The sequence below is a fragment of the Haloarchaeobius baliensis genome (assembly GCF_052060055.1).
In the GTDB taxonomy this organism is placed as follows: domain Archaea; phylum Halobacteriota; class Halobacteria; order Halobacteriales; family Natrialbaceae; genus Haloarchaeobius; species Haloarchaeobius baliensis.
Window position 1 is genome coordinate 1877920 of the sequence record NZ_JBPPFR010000001.1, and the last position, 14575, is coordinate 1892494.

15 protein-coding genes are annotated in these 14575 nt (G+C 69.0%); 8 read left to right on the forward strand and 7 right to left on the reverse strand.

Annotated elements, in window-relative coordinates:
• Genes ACSG06_RS09575 through ACSG06_RS09590 form a run of 4 tightly spaced genes read right to left on the reverse strand, consistent with a single transcriptional unit; the run spans position 1 to position 3461 of the window.
• Positions 1-687 (reverse strand): MBL fold metallo-hydrolase, encoded by a 687-nt coding sequence (locus tag ACSG06_RS09575; RefSeq protein ID WP_440990040.1) that lies wholly within the window; start codon positions 685-687, stop codon positions 1-3.
• A complete protein-coding gene (locus ACSG06_RS09580; protein WP_440990041.1) occupies positions 684-1673 on the reverse strand; it encodes a sugar nucleotide-binding protein in 990 nt (329 codons plus the stop codon). The genes ACSG06_RS09575 and ACSG06_RS09580 overlap by 4 nt, the downstream gene beginning before the upstream one ends.
• A gap of 9 nt (positions 1674-1682) precedes the next feature.
• Entirely contained in the window at positions 1683-2849 is a 1167-nt protein-coding gene (locus ACSG06_RS09585; RefSeq protein WP_440990042.1) for a cystathionine gamma-synthase, read from the reverse strand.
• Positions 2850-2894: 45 nt separating this feature from the next.
• Entirely contained in the window at positions 2895-3461 is a 567-nt protein-coding gene (locus ACSG06_RS09590) for a GNAT family N-acetyltransferase (protein ID WP_440990043.1), read from the reverse strand.
• 254 nt (positions 3462-3715) lie between these two features.
• On the opposite strand from ACSG06_RS09590, the gene ACSG06_RS09595 reads away from it, so the two are divergent.
• The 8 genes from ACSG06_RS09595 (at position 3716) to ACSG06_RS09630 (ending at position 9793) form a co-directional block, all read left to right on the forward strand.
• The gene (locus tag ACSG06_RS09595; protein ID WP_257300097.1) at positions 3716-4006 is read left to right on the forward strand and encodes a 50S ribosomal protein L21e; all 291 of its coding nucleotides are present in this window, start codon (positions 3716-3718) and stop codon (positions 4004-4006) included.
• 4 nt (positions 4007-4010) lie between these two features.
• A complete protein-coding gene (locus ACSG06_RS09600) occupies positions 4011-4367 on the forward strand; it encodes an RNA polymerase Rpb4 family protein (RefSeq protein ID WP_440990044.1) in 357 nt (118 codons plus the stop codon).
• 56 nt (positions 4368-4423) lie between these two features.
• Positions 4424-5002, forward strand: coding sequence for a DUF655 domain-containing protein (locus ACSG06_RS09605; protein ID WP_440990045.1), 579 nt, complete (start codon positions 4424-4426; stop codon positions 5000-5002).
• A 40-nt stretch (positions 5003-5042) separates the two neighbouring features.
• A complete protein-coding gene (locus ACSG06_RS09610; RefSeq protein WP_440990046.1) occupies positions 5043-5882 on the forward strand; it encodes a 16S ribosomal RNA methyltransferase A in 840 nt (279 codons plus the stop codon).
• Positions 5875-7062, forward strand: coding sequence for a mechanosensitive ion channel family protein (locus ACSG06_RS09615; protein ID WP_440990047.1), 1188 nt, complete (start codon positions 5875-5877; stop codon positions 7060-7062). The genes ACSG06_RS09610 and ACSG06_RS09615 overlap by 8 nt, the downstream gene beginning before the upstream one ends.
• Positions 7063-7647 carry a HemK2/MTQ2 family protein methyltransferase gene (locus ACSG06_RS09620; RefSeq protein ID WP_440990048.1) on the forward strand — a complete coding sequence of 195 codons (585 nt, stop codon included), beginning with the start codon at positions 7063-7065 and terminating at the stop codon, positions 7645-7647. It abuts the gene before it with no gap.
• 65 nt (positions 7648-7712) lie between these two features.
• On the forward strand, positions 7713-8717 hold the full coding sequence (locus ACSG06_RS09625) for a 5-methyltetrahydropteroyltriglutamate--homocysteine methyltransferase (RefSeq protein WP_440990049.1): 1005 nt from the start codon (positions 7713-7715) through the stop codon (positions 8715-8717).
• Positions 8714-9793, forward strand: a complete 1080-nt coding sequence (locus ACSG06_RS09630) for a methionine synthase (protein WP_440990050.1) — start codon at positions 8714-8716, stop codon at positions 9791-9793. Before ACSG06_RS09625 ends, ACSG06_RS09630 begins: the two co-directional genes overlap by 4 nt.
• A gap of 35 nt (positions 9794-9828) precedes the next feature.
• Here ACSG06_RS09630 and ACSG06_RS09635 read toward each other — a convergent pair whose 3' ends face one another.
• The 3 genes from ACSG06_RS09635 to ACSG06_RS09645 form a co-directional block, all read right to left on the reverse strand.
• Positions 9829-11613 (reverse strand): sensor histidine kinase, encoded by a 1785-nt coding sequence (locus tag ACSG06_RS09635; protein WP_440990051.1) that lies wholly within the window; start codon positions 11611-11613, stop codon positions 9829-9831.
• Between the two features lie 94 nt (positions 11614-11707).
• Entirely contained in the window at positions 11708-12043 is a 336-nt protein-coding gene (locus tag ACSG06_RS09640) for a hypothetical protein (protein WP_440990052.1), read from the reverse strand.
• Positions 12040-14442, reverse strand: a complete 2403-nt coding sequence (locus ACSG06_RS09645; protein WP_440990053.1) for a penicillin acylase family protein — start codon at positions 14440-14442, stop codon at positions 12040-12042. Before ACSG06_RS09645 ends, ACSG06_RS09640 begins: the two co-directional genes overlap by 4 nt.
• Positions 14443-14575: the final 133 nt, after the last annotated feature.

Below are 14575 nucleotides of genomic sequence, written 5' to 3' on the forward strand. Positions count from 1 at the left end.
TCAGCTCCGTCGCTCGTCGTAGATGGCGGCGATGCGCTCGGTCCCGGCGTCGGCGGTGCCGCCGTGGTAGCAGTGCGTGGTCTCGACGTCGAGTTCCGCGAGGCGACCGACCGAGTCGATGGCGACGTCCATCTCGGGCGTGAAATGTGGTTTCGGACCGCCGAAGCTGTCCGCACCCGCGTTGTCGTTCGTCAGGGCGTCACCGGCGACGAGGAACCGCTGGTCGGGGAAGTAGAGCGCGACGTGGCCGGGCGAATGCCCGGGTGTCTCGACGACCCACATCGGCCCGGCGGCGGTGTGGAACGTCTCGCCGCCGGTGAGTTCGATGTCGACCGTCTCCGGCGGGTAGCGCTCGTCGTCCGGGTCGGCCTTGACCGGGTGTCGCCGGCCGTCGACGTAGGGGGCCTCGTCCTCGTGTGTGACGACGATGAGCGGCGTCTCGCCTGCCAGTTCGGCGAGCCCCGCGGCGTGGTCGCCGTCGTGGTGGGTCAGGAGCACCATCGAGAGGTCGTCGAGGGAGCGGCCGACGTCGGCGAGGGCGTCCCGGAGCTGGCCGGCTGCGCCGGGAAGTCCGACGTCCAGCAGCACGAGGCCGTGGTCCGTCTCGACCGCCGTCGGGTGGACGGTGAGCTCGCGGCCGCCGAACTCGAACTCGAAGCTGAAGGTGTGGACGCCGTCGGGTGTCATGTCTCGGTCTGCGACCGGGAGGCGGATAGCCGTTGTGCCGACTTCGGAACGGGGTCGAAGGCCCCGTCCGGGTCCACGCCGGCCAGGGCGTCGGCGATGGGCGAGGGACGCCAGCCCAGCAGGTCGACGAGCCGCCGGCAGTCGAGCGAGCGGTCGCGGGGATGGTCGCCCGCCATCGACTCGCCGACGAGGGTCGTGGTGTCGACGCCCAGCGCGGCGAGCGCGTCGCGGTGGAACTGGTACACGCTGGTCCGGGGGCCACCGAGGTGGACGACACCGTCGGCGGCCGACCGAGCGAGGTCGACGACCGCCCGCGCTGCCTCGTGGACCGCAACGGGGCTCCTGAACATATCGGTGAACCGGGGGTAGGGTTCGCCGGCGTCGAGGGCCTCCCGCGCTGCGGCGAGTCGGTCGTCGAGGCCGGTCGGCGCCACCCCGGAGAGGTAGCTCGGCCGGACAACCAGCGCGTCCAGTCCGGCCCCGAGGACGCGGTCCTCGAAGACGGCGAGACGGCGACCGTACGGCGAGACCGGCCTCCGCGGGTCGTGGTGGCGGTAGTCGCTGGACGTGGCGTCCCGGTCACCGTCGAACACGGCGTCGCTGGAGACGTAGACAAGGCGGGCGTCGTGGTCGTCGACCGCGGCGATGAAGCGGTCGACGGCGTTCCGGAAGCTCCGGAGGGAGCGGTCGTCGTCGCCGAGCTCGACGGCCGCCGCGAAGACGACGGCGTCGGGCTCGACGGTGGCGAGCAGCTCGTGGGCGTCGTCGGTGAAGAACTCGAAGGGGGCGCTCGCGTGGGGCGTCGCTGCCGACGGGTCCCGGCCGGTGCCGACGACGACGTCTCCGTCGGCGGCGAGCGTCGCGGCGACGGCGCTCCCGAGGAATCCGGTCGCACCAACGACGAGGGCGGTTGACTCGCTGGTGTCGGCGGAGTCGCTGGTGTCGGCGGAGTCGCTGGTGTCGGCGGGGTCGCTGGCGGGTCCCACGGCGTCGCCTCAGAGGTCGGCGGCGTCGAACGCCTGCTCGAGGTCGGCGGTGAGGTCGTCGACGTGCTCGATGCCGACGCTGGCGCGGATGAGCCCGTCGGTGAGGCCGGCTTCGAGGCGTTCCTCCTTCGGGATGGCCGCGTGGGTCATCGCGGCGGGCTGTTCGATGAGGCTCTCGACGCCGCCCAGGGACTCGGCGAGCGTGAACACGTCGGTCTCGCTGACGACGGTGCTGGCCTGTTCGAGCGTGCCGTCGACCTCGAAGCTGAGCATCCCGCCGAAGTCGTCCATCTGCGCCGCCGCGACCTCGTGACCGGGGTGGTCGTCGAGGCCGGGGTAGAACACCTCGGAGACGGCGTCGTGCTCGGCCAGCCAGTCGGCGATGGCGCGGGCGTTCTCGCAGTGGCGGTCCATCCGGACGGGCAGGGTCTTCGTCCCGCGGAGGACGAGGAAGCAGTCGTGCGGGCCGGGCGTCGCACCGACCGAGTTCTGGTAGAAGCCGATGCGCTCGTCGAGGGCCTCGTCGTCCGTGATCAGCGCGCCGCCGACCACGTCGGAGTGGCCACCGAGGTACTTCGTCAGCGAGTGGCTCACGATGTCGGCACCGTGTTCGAGTGGGCGCTGGAGGTACGGCGTCGCGAACGTGTTGTCGATGGCACAGAGCGCGTCGTGTTCGTGGGCGACCTCGCTCGCGCCCTCGATGTCGACGATGGACATCAGCGGATTCGTCGGCGTCTCCAGCCAGAGCAGTTCGGTGTTGTCCTGCATCGCCGCCTCGATGGCGTCGAGGTCGGTCATGTCCACGAACGAGAACTCCAGGTCGTAGTCCTCGTACACCTGCGTGAAGATGCGATGGGTGCCGCCGTAGACGTCCTCGCCGGTGACGACGTGGTCGCCGGATTCGAGCAGGTTCAGTACGGTGTTGATGGCACCCATGCCCGAGGAGAAGCAGCGACCGTGGTCGCCACCCTCGAGGCTCGCGAGGTTGGCCTCGAGGTCGGTCCGCGTCGGGTTCGCAGTACGGGAGTACTCGTAGCCGCGGTGGTCGCCCGGGCCGTCCTGCTTGTACGTGGAGTTCGCGTAGATGGGCGTCATGAGCGCGCCGGTCTCCTCGTCGGGTTCCTGCCCGGCGTGGATGGAGCGCGTCTCGATGCGGAATGCGTCGTCGTCGTCCATAGGCGGGGCATCGCCCCCCGGACTGGTTACTCTTGCGTTGGGCGGCTACAGCTCGCGGCGCATCTCCAGCTCACCGTGGCCGACGTACTCGCCAGAGAAGCCCATGGACCGGTAGAGGTTGAGCGCGGGCCGGTTGCTCGCCTCGACGTAGAGCGTGATGGCCGGGATGCCGTAGCGGCCGGCCTCCCAGCAGAAGCGTTCCAGTAGCCGGGTCCCGATGCGCGCGTGGTGGTAGTTGCCGAGCAGGAAGATGGCGAGTTCGTGGGCATCGTCGTCGCGGACCTCCATGAGGACGGCGTGGCCGACGACCCGGCCGTCGTGGCGCGCGACGACGTGCAGGCCGGGACGCAGGTTGTCGAGCCAGTCGCGGATGTTCCCGGTCCCGAGCGGCGGGAGGCCGTGGGCCCGATCGCTCGGGTCGAACGCGTCGTACAGCTCGACGAGCGCGTCGTAGGTCTCGTCCGAGAGGCCGTGGCCGACCGAGAGCTGGAGGTAGCGCCCGCGAGCGTCGAGGAACGACTTCGGCGGGCGGTCTGGTCCTTCGGACGGTTCCGAGACACACCTCTCGACCGAGCGCCCAGTTTCTAGCGAATATAATTCTGTTTCGGTCATTGTCTTTGCTTGTAGATGGATATTCGGCCGAGTTTAATACGCCTTTCTTGCTATACGTTCAAAGAGATTGGGGTGGATGAACGTCCTCCAACTGTTTAATGACGTTAAGGACGACACCGCGGCTGACCACCACACGGCACGTGCCGCCGTGGCCCGATGACCGACCGGCCGCGTCTCCGAGCCGAATCCGGGCGTTTCGGCAGTCGAACAACGTGCGATTTATAACGGCGACGAGACAAGGGAGGTGTACGACTATGCCCAACTCCAACGGACCCATGAAGAACACGCGGAACAAGCTCAAGAACCACCCCCGCGAGCGGGGCACATCGCCGCCGCAGCGCGCGATCCAGGAGTACGACGAGGGCCAGAAGGTCCACCTGAAGATCGACCCCTCGGTCCAGAAGGGTCGCTACCACCCGCGCTTCGACGGCCAGACCGGCGAGGTCGTCGGCAAACAGGGCGCCGCGTTCAAGGTCCAGATCACGGACGGCGGCAAGGAGAAGACCCTCATCGTCGCGGCAGCACACCTCAAGGCCCAGCAGTAATCGCATGACGATATTCAAAGAAAAGCTCGACGAGGAGTACGTGACCGTCCCGAAGGTCAAGGAGCTCCTCGCCGATATCGAGGAGGAGAGGGCCCTCGACGAGGAACGCGAGATGCAGTACGAGCTGGCGCGGGCCATCGAGCACGTCAACCGCTTCGCCGTGCTCGAGGTCGAGGAAGCACAGGAGCTGGTCGACGAGCTGCAGGCATTAGAGAAGGTCGACGAGGCGACGGCGTACAAGATCGCGAACCTGCTCCCGCAGGACCGCACCGAACTGCGCTCGGTGTACGCCCAGGAGCGCTACACGCTCGACGGCGACGAGCTGGACGAGATCCTCAACGTCGTCGCGAAGTACGCCTGAACCGGGCACCCCGTCGCCATCTTTTAAATACGCGCCTCCCCTACCTTGTACCTAGAATGAGCGATTCCGAACGCGAGGCGGAGGCGGCGGTCCACGCCGTCGTCCTCGACATCTTCCCCAACGGCCGTTCGAGTGACGGGCGGGCCGGATACGACCGGGAGCCCCTGGCCTACGCCATCGGCACCCGCGACTTCCGCCTGTTCGAGGTCGTCTTCTCCGAGACGCCGGACGTGGCCATCGACGACGAGGTGGCCGTCGACCCGCCGGGAGACACCCTGAAGCGGGTCCGTAACGTCGAGTTCGAGGACATCTCCTCGGGGGCGCAGTCGGAGCTCGAGTACGTCGTCGCCGAGATGGTCGAGGCCGACGAGGACCGCTTCGTCGCGTTCTACAACGACGCCCAGCCCATCACGCTCCGGCTCCATCAGCTGAACCTCCTGCCGGGCATCGGGAAGAAGCTCCGGAACAGCATCCTCGACGAACGGAAGCGCAAACCGTTCGAGAGCTTCGAGGAGCTCGAGGAGCGCGTCGCCGGCCTGCACGACCCGAAGGGCGTCCTCGTCGAACGCATCCTGGAGGAGCTGCGCGACGACGACCTGAAGTACAAGGCGTTCGTCGGCCGGAGCGACGAGTAGGCGGCTTTTTCCCTCCCGGTCCCGTAGCCGGGGGCAATCGATGAGAGACCCCGACGGACTGCTGGCACGGGCGGGGGTCCGTGGCGACCCCGACCGCGACCAGCACTTCCTCGTTGACGACCGCGTCCTCGACCGACTGCCCGGCTACCTCCCGGAGACCGCCGACCACGAGCACCTGCTGGAGATCGGCGCGGGCAACGGCGCGCTGACCGACCGACTCCTCGCGACGGCCGAGCACGTCACGGCCATCGAGCGCGACCCGACCCTCGCCGCCTTCCTGCGCGAGGAGTTCGCCGAGGAGCGCGAGGCGGGCCGGCTCACCGTCGTCGAGGGCGACGCGCTCGAGGTCGACCTGCCCGAGTTCTCGGCGTCGGTGTCGAACCTGCCGTACGGCGTCTCGAGCCCCATCACGTTCCGACTGCTCCCCCTGGAGCGACCGCTCGTGCTGATGTTCCAGCAGGAGTTCGCAGAGCGGATGGTCGCCGAGCCGGGGACCGACGCCTACGGCCGGCTCTCGGTGAGCACGCAGCACTACGCGGACGTGGAGCTGGTCGAGACCATCCCCGCCGAGGCGTTCTCGCCGCCGCCGCAGGTCGACAGCGCGGTGGTCCGCTGTACGCCACGCGACCCGGACTACGAGGTCGACGACGAGCAGTTCTTCCTGGACTTCGTGAAGGCGGTGTTCACCCAGCGTCGGAAGACGATGCGCAACGCCATCCGGAACACGGCGCACATCTCGGGGCTGGACGACGCCGACGCCGTGGTCGATGCGGCCGACGAGGAGCTGATGGGCAGACGGGCGGGGAAGCTCCCGCCGGAGACGTTCGCGGAACTCGCGAGGCTCGCGGCCGACGTCGGCCGTGGTCCGTCGGATGAGTGACGTCGGCGTCCGTCCGACGCTCGCCGATGTCACCGTGAGCCTCCAGTCCGGAGACGGGAGCTGGGTCACGGCCCTCGTCGAGGCGGTGAACAGCATCGCCGACGTCGTCCAGAGCCCGGTGTTGCGGGTCGTGGTGACCGTCGCAGCGGTCGCGTTCCTCGCGGCCATCGGCTACGTCACCAACCGGGTTCAGGGCGAGCTCCGCGAGCGGTTCGGGAACACCGTCGCCGACCTGCTGACGGTGCTGCTCATCGGTGCGGCGGTGTTCGCATCGGCTGCGGTCGTCGTGGGCGTCTGGTCGACCGCGGACGAGGTCGCCACCGCGATGGAGAACCTCCCGGTGACGACCGACGACACGGACAAGGTGCTCATCTCGGTCGTCCTCGTCCTGCTCACGCACATCCTGTCGCGGCTCGTCAAGCGGGTCCTGGAGGACTACCTGGCGACGACCGAGGCGTTCTCGGACCACCAGCGACGGCTCACCTACCGTCTGTCGCAGGTGGTCCTCTGGACCGGTGCGGCCATCGTCGCACTCGGGATCTGGAACGTCGAGCTGACCGGGCTGCTGGTCGGGGCCGGGTTCGCCGGCATCGTCATCGGGATGGCCGCCAGACAGACCCTGGGTGCGGTGCTCGCGGGCTTCGTGCTGATGTTCTCGCGGCCGTTCGAGATCGGCGACTGGATCCAGATCGGCGACGTCGAGGGCATCGTCACCGACATCTCCATCTTCAACACGCGAATCCAGACGTTCGACGGCGAGTACGTGATGTTCCCCAACGACGTGGTCAGCGGCCAGCAGATCACCAACCGCTCGCGCAAGGGGCGGCTCCGGCTGGAGGTCGAGGTGGGCGTCGACTACGACGCCGACGTCGAGGAGGCGGTCGAGATCGCCGCGGAGGCCATCGACGACCTCGACACCATCCTGACGGTGCCGACGCCCCAGGTCGTCGTCAAGCGGTTCGGCGACTCTGCCGTCGTCCTGGGCATCCGCTTCTGGATCGACAACCCGAGCGCCCGCCGGAAGTGGCGGGCACGCACCGCGGTTGTGACCGCCGTCAAGGAGGCGTTCGACGAGGCCGGGGTTTCCATCCCGTTCCCCCAGCGCACGTTCGGCGCGCGTGGGGACGTCGATGTCCCGGAGACCGTCGCCGAGCCGACCCCCGACGGGGGTGAGGAGTAGATGGCTGACGACCTGGCCGAGCGGCGTGGCATCGAGACCGAGGTGTACCAGCCCGCGGAGGACTCACACCTGCTCGCCGAGGCAGCCATCGCCGACGGGGTCTCGGGAACGGTCGTCGAGGTCGGCACCGGCTCGGGCTACGTCGCCGAGCGCATCGCCGCGGAGACGGACGCCCGGGTCGTCGCGACCGACCTCAACCCACACGCCTGCGAGCAGGCCCGCGAGCGCAGCGAGCACGGCGTCGGGGTCGTCCGCGCGGACCTCGTCGCCCCGTTCCGCGACGGGAGCCTCGACGCCGTCGTCTTCAACCCGCCGTACCTGCCGGCCGACGACGCGGCGGCACGGAACGACTGGATGGAGGTCGCACTGACCGGCGGCGAGGACGGCCGGGCGGTCATCGACCCGTTCCTCGACGACGTGGCTCGCGTGCTCGCGCCGGATGGAGTGGTCTACCTGCTCGTCTCCTCGCTCACTGGCGTCGACGACGTCGTCGACCGTGCCGCCGCCAATGGGTTCAGCGCTGTCGCGCTCCGCGACGAGTCGTTCCCGTTCGAGACGTTGACCGTCCTGAAGCTCCTGCGGTAGATTACCCACACGCATCTGCATGGTTCGAAAATATTAAACACTCGCATAGCCAAGCCGGTGACAAGATGACGGAGCTTGTCGCGACGACACCAGGACTGTTCCCCCTCCCGGACTGGGCGAAATCGGAGCTATCGGACCTGAAAGGACACCAGAAGGGCGACCTCATCTCGGGCGACGAGGGGCCCGAACTGCAGGACGCCTACGACCGCGCCCGGAGCGAGGTGCTCGACGTGCAGACCGACGCCGGTCTCGACCGCGTCGTCGAGGGCCAGGTCCGCTGGGACGACATGCTCGCACACCCGCTGGCGGTCCACGACAGCGTGGAGACCCGCGGCATCGTGCGCTACTACGACAACAACAACTTCTATCGCGAGCCGGTCGTACAGGACGACCTCACCTTCGACGGCGACGTGGCCGCCGAGCTGGAGACCGCCGCCGTGCAGGTCGACGAGGGCCTGCAGGCCGTACTACCGGGGCCGTACTCGCTGGCCGACCTCGCGACCGACGAACACTACGGCGACGAGACCGAGTTCCTCCACGCCGTCGCCGACTTCCTCGCGGGCGAGGCCGACGCCTTCCCGGAGGTCGAGACGCTGTTCCTGCTCGAGCCGTCGCTCGTCGAGAACGCCCCCGGTGAGGGCCTCGACAGCGAGGTGCCGGAGGCCGTCTCGACCGTGGCCGACGCGGTCGACGCCGAGGTCGTCGTCCACCCGTACTGGGGCGCCCTCGACGAGAAGGTGTACGCGCACCTGCTCGACGCCGACGTGGACGCCGTCGGCTTCGACTTCGTCTCCGACCACGAGGCGAACCTGTACAACCTGCAGGAGTACGGCGCGACCGACGACATCGCGCTGGGCCTGCTCGACGGCCAGAACACGCTCGTCGAGGAGCCCGAGGCCATCGACGAGCGCATCGACTGGGTGTTCGACAACCTCCCGGTCGCCGAGTTCGACACGACGTACGTGACGACGAACACCGAGACGTTCTATCTCCCCTACAGCAAGTTCGAGGCGAAGCTACAGGCGACCGCCGACGCGGTCGCTCTCGCCGAGACGGAGGTGCAAGCATGACGACGAACGCAAACCGCGACCAGTTCCGCCCCGAGGACCATCCGAACGACCACTTCCTCCTGACGACCGTCGTCGGGAGCTACCCGAAGCCCAAGTGGCTGAACCGCGCGAAGGAGCTCTACGAGGACGAGGACCACGAGTTCGACGCCGACGACTGGGCCGAGGCGAAGGACGACGCCTGCCGGCTCATCACCGACGAGCACGAGCGCGCCGGCCTCGACGTCGTCGTCGACGGCGAGATGCGCCGCAACGAGATGGTCGAGTTCTTCGCCCACCGGATCGAGGGCTACGAGTTCAACGGGCCCGTGAAGGTCTGGGGCCACAACTACTTCGACAAGCCGAGCGTCGTCGACGACGTCGAGTACGACGAGTCGTGGCTGGTCGACGAGTACGAGTTCACCGCAGCGGCCGCCGAGCGGCCGGTCAAGGTACCCATCACCGGTCCGTACACGCTCGCGAACTGGTCGTTCAACGAGGCCTACGAGGACGACGAGGCGCTCGCCTACGACCTGGCTGACCTCGTGAACGAGGAGATCGAGAAGCTGGTCGAGGCCGGCGCCCGCTACATCCAGATCGACGAGCCCGCGCTCGCGACGACCCCAGACGACCACGCCATCGTCGGCGAGTGCCTGGAGCGAATCGCCGAGGACATCCAGGACGACGTGCGCATCGGCCTGCACGTCTGCTACGGCGACTACTCCCGCATCTACCCCGAGATCCTCGACTACCCCGTCGACGAGTTCGACCTCGAGCTCGCCAACGGCGACTACGACCAGCTCGACGTGTTCACCGCCGACGAGTTCACGAAGGACCTCGCGCTCGGCGTCGTCGACGCCCACGTCGCGGAGGTCGAGTCCGTCGAGGAGATCAAGGAGAACGTCCGGAAGGGCCTCGAGGTGGTCCCCCCGGAGCGGCTCGTCATCTCGCCGGACTGCGGCGTGAAGCTGCTGCCCCGCGAGGTCGCCTTCGGCAAGATGCGGAACATGGTCCAGGCCGTCCGCGAGGTCGAGGCAGAGCTCGACGCCGGCGAGATAGAGGTGCCCGCCACGTCGCAGCGCTCGCCCGCCGACGACTGAGCAGTCCACGCTTCTCCGTTCGACCCGGCGCTCTCTCAGTTGGCACGGGGCAGTGTGACACGGACGACGGTTCCCTGCGGGTCGTTCTCGGCGAATGTCACCTCGCCCCCGGCCGCCAGCGCCATCCAGTTCACGAGCCACAGACCGAGCCCCGAGCCGTGGTCGAGCGGCGTCTCCTCGTCGGCGGCCAGCACGCGCCGCTCGGCGTCCGGGATGCCGGGACCGGTGTCCGCGATCGCGACCGTGACCGTGTCGTCGTCGACCTCGACGGTCACGGTGGCGTCGGGCTCCGACGCCCCGTCGTCTGTGGCGCCGTCGTGCGCTACCCCTCCGTCTGTCGAGCCGGGGCCGGTGGCGTCTTTCCGACCGTTCGAGCGGAGGACCGTGGAGCCGTGTTCCACGGCGTTGTCCACCAGCTCGAACAGCGCCCACTCCAGGGTGCCGTGGCCGAGCACGACCACGTCGACGCACTCGGGCACCTCGACGGTCGCGTCGGGGTACGCATCGCGCACCCGCTCGACGGCGCTGTCGAGCGTCGGGGCGAGCGGGACCTCCCGACGCTCGTCGTCGACGCCGTCGAGGGCGCGCTCGGCGAACCGGGCGCGGTCGGACCAGTCGACCAGCTGTTCGGCCGACGAGAGCATCGTCTCCAGTCGGTCGCGCTGGGCGGGCGAGAGCTCCTCGGAGATCGTCTCCCCGTGGCCCAGGATGAGGTTTGTCTCGTGGCGGACGTTGTGCCGGAGGACCCGGTTGAGCACGTTGAGCCGCTGCTCGCGGAGCACCTGGTCGGTCACGTCCTGCAGCGTGAGCAGCTGGCCGACGTACAGACCGCGACCACGGTACACCGGCGTCGACTCCACGTCGACGTAGCGCTCCCGGTCGTCGTCGCCGCTGAGCAGCAGCCGCTGGGCGTCCTCGTCGTCCCCGCCGTCCCTGGCGACAGCCAGCTCCGGCTGGACCGACTCGAGTCGGCGCCCGACCGTGTCATCGACGCCGATGATGCGGTCGGCGGCCGGGTTCGTCTGCGTGATCTCGCCGTTCGCGTCGAGGACGACCACGCCGGCCGCCATCTCGGAGACGACGGCCTCGGTCGCCACCGTCGGGGAGATGGGGACGACCCGGAGCAGCTCGTGACCGAACAGCGCCACGGCGAGCGCGACCAGCGAGACGGCGAAGGCCACCGGCCCCAGCCGCAGTCCGACCACGAGCGGTGCATCGAGGACGGCCGGGAGGCTCCCCAGCAGTGGGGCCGTGGCGGCGGCGAGCAGCGCGACGGTCCGCCCACGGTAGAGCTGTGGCACGCGGACGGTCGCCCGGACGAGGACCGCGGAGCCCGCGATGACGAGCGCGTAGACGTAGAGGATGGTCACCAGGTACAGCGGGCCGTGGTCGAGCGTCGCGGTCGGGAGTCCCGGGCCCCCGACGGAGACGGACTCGACCACCCGGAAGACGCCGTCGGGGTTCGTCCAGACGAGCGCCAGCGTCACCACCGGCTGCACGGAGAGCAGGGCGACGAGCCGCCAGGAGTAGCCGCCGCGGGCCCCGGTGTACGCGAGCACGAACAGGAACCACGCGGGGGCGACGAGCAGGATTCCGACCCACTCGGCGTTGACGAGGAGGAGGAACGACTCGCGGGTGGTCGCCCCGACGCGCAGTCCGTGGATGCCGACCCACAGACCCGACCCGAGACTCAGCGTCGCGAACTCCACCGCCCCCGGAACTGACCGGCGGCGGGCCTCGCGGAGTGCGTACGCCGCGAGACCGAACGCCATCGCTGCCACCGAGATGAGGGCGATCGAGAAGACGTTGAGGGAGATCATCGATGATGACGTGGCGGGGACGGGCCGGTGGTCTCGATGAACTGTCCTCCGAGCCGTGGTTACTTGGCTCTACTTGCCGTTACAGGTTCCCGAGTCAGACGATACCCCGGACGAGCGCGCCGAACGTCGGGAGACCGAGCCCGAGTCCGAGCGCGAGCCAGGCCGGCTGGCCCATCCCGAGGACGAGCCCGAGCGTCCCGGCGAGCCAGAACTGTCCGAGGAACACGACGACCGCGAGGACGCCGACGCCGAAGCCGGCGGCGAGGCCGCGCGGAATCGTCCGCTGGGGGAGTGCCGCCAGGGCACCCGCGAGCAACAGCCCTGACCAGTGGAACAGCGAGAGGCCGACACCGAGCAGGACCGCACCGTTCGTCGCCGCGACCCGTCGGCTGTCGTCCTCGCGCAGCTCGGTGAGGAATTCGGGCGTCATCCGTCTCCCTCCTCGAAGGTGACGTCGACGCCGTCCGGCACCGTCCGGGCCATCGGCTTGTACTCGCCCTCCGCCCACTGGCGGAGCTGGTCGTCGTAGTGGGCGGAGAAGTAGTCCCCCGAGTTCCCGCCGGGCAGGATGGCCCGGGACTCGCCGTCGAAGGTGGCGACCATCCGCCAGCTCGCCCCGGTCGACGCCTCGCTGTGGAAGTTCCGGACGGTGCCGGGCGAGCCCGAGGTGCGGAGGCGGTCGTAGTTCAGGAACGGCTGGTCGAACGGATGCTCGAACCGGACGCGGTTCCAGTCGCCGTAGTCGTCCCAGCTCTCGTCTCGAAGCTCCTCGAACGTGCGCTCCATCGCGCGAACCGCGACCGCCGCTCTGTCGCCGTCGAACCACTCGCTGTCAGACGGCAGCGTGCCGAGGACGTGGTCGTTCGGCTTCGGGAGGTCGTCTGGGAGTCCGGCGTCCTCGAACGCTGCGTCGAACGTCTCCTCCCGAAAAAGGCGAATCCAGCGTTCGAAGACGAGCGCGCCGACGGAGTCGGGCTCCATCCGGCCGTCCCAGTCGAGGACGGCCGTGTACGGGTCGTAACCGAGTCCCTGTCCGAGCGTGTCGCCACGCCCCCGTGCGGCCTCGATAGCGGGCCGGAACAGCTCGTACCGTGGGTCCACGACGTCTAGCTGCACGTCGCGGGCGAACGCGGCGTCCATCGGCTCGTCGCTCGCTGCGCGCTCGTCCAGCCGGTCGTAGATGCGGCCACCCCGGAACGGCGGCGCGTACCCCTCGGAGATGTAGTGCTCGGGGTCGTCCGTGAGCCGCTGGTTCGCCGTCGCGAGGTACTCCGGATTCCTGACGCCCGGCTTCTCCTCGTAGGGGACGAACCCCTCCCAGGACGACTCGCCGAAGGGCGTGTACCCCGGACCCCAGTCTCCCTCGCGGGCCGAGCCGTCGAAGACCCGTGTTCCCTGCACCGCCTCGCCGTCGGTCGTCCGGATGGGGATCTGCCCGGTCACCCAGTAGTAGGTGTTGCCGTCCGCGTCGGCGTAGACGAAGTTCTGCGTGGGCTCGTCGAACTTCCGGATGGCCGCCTCGGCCTCCGCCATGCCGCCTGCGACGTTGAGCTCGTGGACCGCCTCGACGGTTCGGGTCGCCGAGAGGCCCGTCCACGCGACGCCGAGCTCCTCGGCCGCCTCGAACTCGTCCCCGTCGGGGTACTGCGTCAGCACGGCACCGTGGACCGACCGCTTCACCGTCACCTCGACGTCCTCGCCCCCGGACACCTCGACCGTCTCGGCCCGGCTGTCGAACTCGCGGGTCTCGTCGCCGTAGCGGTAGCTGCCGTCGCCGGTCGTCTCGTACGTGTAGAAGTCGATGACGTCCGCGCCGGTGTTGGTGAAACCCCACGCCCCCGCGTGGTTCTGTCCGATGATGACGAACGGCACGCCCGGGAAGCAGACCCCGCGAACGTCGAGCGGGTCGGGCCCCACGACGTGCTGTTCGTACCAGACCGGCGGGACCGTGAGGTTCAGGTGCGGATCGTTGGCGACGATGGGGTCGCCGGAGGCGGTGTGCTCGCCGGAGAGCACCCAGGAGTTCGACCCGATGCCCGGGTCGGACTCGAACGATTCGAGCCACGAGACCATGGCCGCCTCGGGCGTCGAGGCGTCCGTCGCTGCGTCGGTGGTCGCTGCCGTCGACCCCCCACTGTCCCGGATGATGGGAACGTCGTGGTCCATGATTCGCGGGTACAGCTCCTCGGTCGCCTCGCTGCCGAGCCGGTCCCGCGCCAGCGCCCGCCGGAGGGTGGTGAACCGACCGGTCAGCCCCCACGAGATCTGCTTCGAGATGAGCAGGCTCGCCGTCGGCGTCCACTCACGTGGCTCGAACGACAGGAGCCGGTACTCGAGCGGCTTCGACTCCCGCTCCATCGCGTGGTTCACGCCGTCGACGTAGGCCTCGACCACGTCGCCGGTCGCGGTGCCCTCGGCACGCTCCCACGTGGCCTCGGCCGCGCCCGCGAAGTCGAGCTGGCGGTGGAACACGTCCGAGTCGACCGCCACGTCGCCGACGACCGCCGAGAGGGTGCCCTCCATCAGCCGTCGGTAGAGGTCCATCTGGAAGAACCGGTCCGCGCCGTGGCAGTAGCCCACCGCGAAGTACGCCGCGCGCTCGTCGTCGGCCTCGACGTGTGGCACGTGGTCGTCGTCGTAGCTGACCGTCGCCTGCCCGTACGGGCTCTCGACCGTCCCGGCCGCGTTCCGGTTCGCCGCACCCCACACCGTCCCCGAGTTCGGCGCGAACCGTCGCAGGTACGACCGCGCCTCCGTCAGCGCCATCCCCCCGACCCCCGCCCCGAGGACCGCAGAGAGGACCGCGCGTCTCGTGGTCTCTTCGTTCACGATGGACCGACAACGGTACGGACGGGTAAAGTTTCTTTCCGTGGTACACGTCCCCGGGAAGCCGTGTCTCTGCCCAGGCATTGTTCACGATTTGCGCCCATTATCCGCCATAAATTACCAGTACATGATTTTA